1 rRNA gene is annotated in these 2,242 nt (G+C 51.2%); it reads right to left on the bottom strand.

The window, feature by feature from the left end:
• Nucleotides 1-31: 31 nt before the first annotated feature.
• Nucleotides 32-2,242 (bottom strand): 23S ribosomal RNA (locus BN35_RS12685); the annotation flags it as partial.

The following is a 2,242-nucleotide window of genomic DNA, read 5'->3' as shown; positions in this document are numbered from 1 at the left end:
ACAACACACGATACAACTGAAAGAATGGCTCACAAAAGAAAGTCTTGGGCAATTAGTAGTGCTCGGCTTTGCCATCGCTGGCTTTACACCTGCACCCTATCAACGTCGTCGTCTACAACGACCCTTATATGGAGTTCTCATCTTGCGGATGGCTTCGCACTTAGATGCTTTCAGCGCTTATCCTAACCAGACTTAGATACCCAGCGGTGCGCCTGGCGGCACAACTGGTAAACCAGAGGTCTGTCCATCACGGTCCTCTCGTACTAGTGACGGCACCACGCAAAACTCCTGCGCCCACGATAGATAGAGACCGAACTGTCTCACGACGTTCTGAACCCAGCTCGCGTGCCACTTTAATGGGCGAACAGCCCAACCCTTGGGACCTTCTCCAGCCCCAGGATGTGACGAGCCGACATCGAGGTGCCAAACCACCCCGTCGATATGAGCTCTTGGGGGGGATCAGCCTGTTATCCCCGGAGTACCTTTTATCCTTTGAGCGATGCAGTTTCCATACACATGCACCGGATCACTATGCCCCAGTTTCCTGCCTGCTCGGCATGTCTGCCTCCCAGTCAAGCGCCCTTATGCCATTGCACTCTAAAAGGTCGGTTACCAATCGACCTGAGGGCACCTTTGGAAGCCTCCGTTACGCTTTTGGAGGCGACCACCCCAGTCAAACTACCCACCAAGCAGTGTCCGCACATCAAGCGCGTTAGACCTCAGACAGCCAAAGGGCCGTATTTCAACGATGGCTCCAAAAGCGCTGGCGCGCCTCCTTCTAAGCCTCCGGCCTATCCTACACATCGGATGACCAAGGTCAATGCTAAGCTATAGTAAAGGTTCACGGGGTCTTTTCGTCCCATCGCGGGTAATCGGCATCTTCACCGATACTACAATTTCACTGAGATCATGATTGAGACAGTGTCCAGATCATTACACCATTCGTGCAGGTCGGAACTTACCCGACAAGGAATTTCGCTACCTTAGGACCGTTATAGTTACGGCCGCCGTTTACTGGGGCTTCAATTCAAAGCTTCTACTTGCGTATAACCTCTCCTCTTAACCTTCCAGCACCGGGCAGGTGTCAGACTGTATACTTCATCTTTCGAGTTAGCACAGCCCTGTGTTTTTGGTAAACAGTTGCCTGGACCTATTCTCTGCGCCTCGTAAAATAACGAGGACCCCTTTTCCCGAAGTTACGGGGTTAATTTGCCTAGTTCCTTAACCATGAATCTCTCAACGCCTGAGTATATTCAACCCGACTACGTGTGTCCGTTTGCGGTACGGGTGCTGCATGACTGAAGCTTAGCGGATTTTCTTGGAAGCAGGATTACCCACACTATTGGCTTTCCCCGAAGGGGAATGCCATACTTTCAAAATCAGCTCTCATGGCGGATTTGCCTACCATGATCGACGCCTAATTTCTTCAACGAGCTATTCCGTCAGCTCGCGGTGGTGTCACTTCTCCGTCTCCACAATCGCATCATGCAGCAGTCACGGAATATTAACCGTGTCTGCCATCGCCCTCGCCTGTCGGCTGAGACTTAGGACCCGACTAACCCCGGGATGATTGGCATTGCCCGGGAAACCTTAGTCTTGCGGCGGAAGGGAATCTTACCCTTCTTATCGTTACTTATACCTACATTTGCTTTTCTATACACTCCAGGAAAAGTTACCTTAACCATTCAACGTATATAGAATGCTCCCCTACCGATACTTTTATCATTACTATCCCGCGCCTTCGGTATCTGTCTTATACCCGATTATTATCCATGCCCAGACCCTCGACTAGTGAGCTGTTACGCACTCTTTGAATGAATGGCTGCTTCCAAGCCAACATCCTAGCTGTCACGGGGACCAGACTTCGTTAGACTAACTTAGACAGAATTCAGGGACCTTAGACGGCGGTCTGGATTCTTCTCCTCTCGGGGACGGACCTTAGCACCCGCCCCCTTACTGCACTACTACGGTACATAAGCATTCGGAGTTCGTCAGGTCGCGATAGGCGGTGAAGCCCTCTTGACCTATCGGTCGCTCTACCTCTTATGCAAATCATAGCACGCGGCACCTAAATGCCTTTCGGGGAGTACGAGCTATCTCCAAGTTTGATTGGCCTTTCACTCCTACACACACCTCATCCAGAAGCTTTTCAACGCTTATTGGTGCGGTCCTCCATCTCGTGTTACCGAGACTTCAACCTGGACATGTGTAGATCACTTGGTTTCGCGTCTACCTCCACCGA

Origin of the sequence: Hoylesella timonensis 4401737 = DSM 22865 = JCM 15640, from assembly GCF_000455445.1 — a bacterium.
Classification (GTDB): Bacteria; Bacteroidota; Bacteroidia; order Bacteroidales; family Bacteroidaceae; genus Prevotella; species Prevotella timonensis.
Note: the sequence above shows the minus strand (reverse complement) of the source record. Positions and strands in the feature narration are given on the sequence as shown.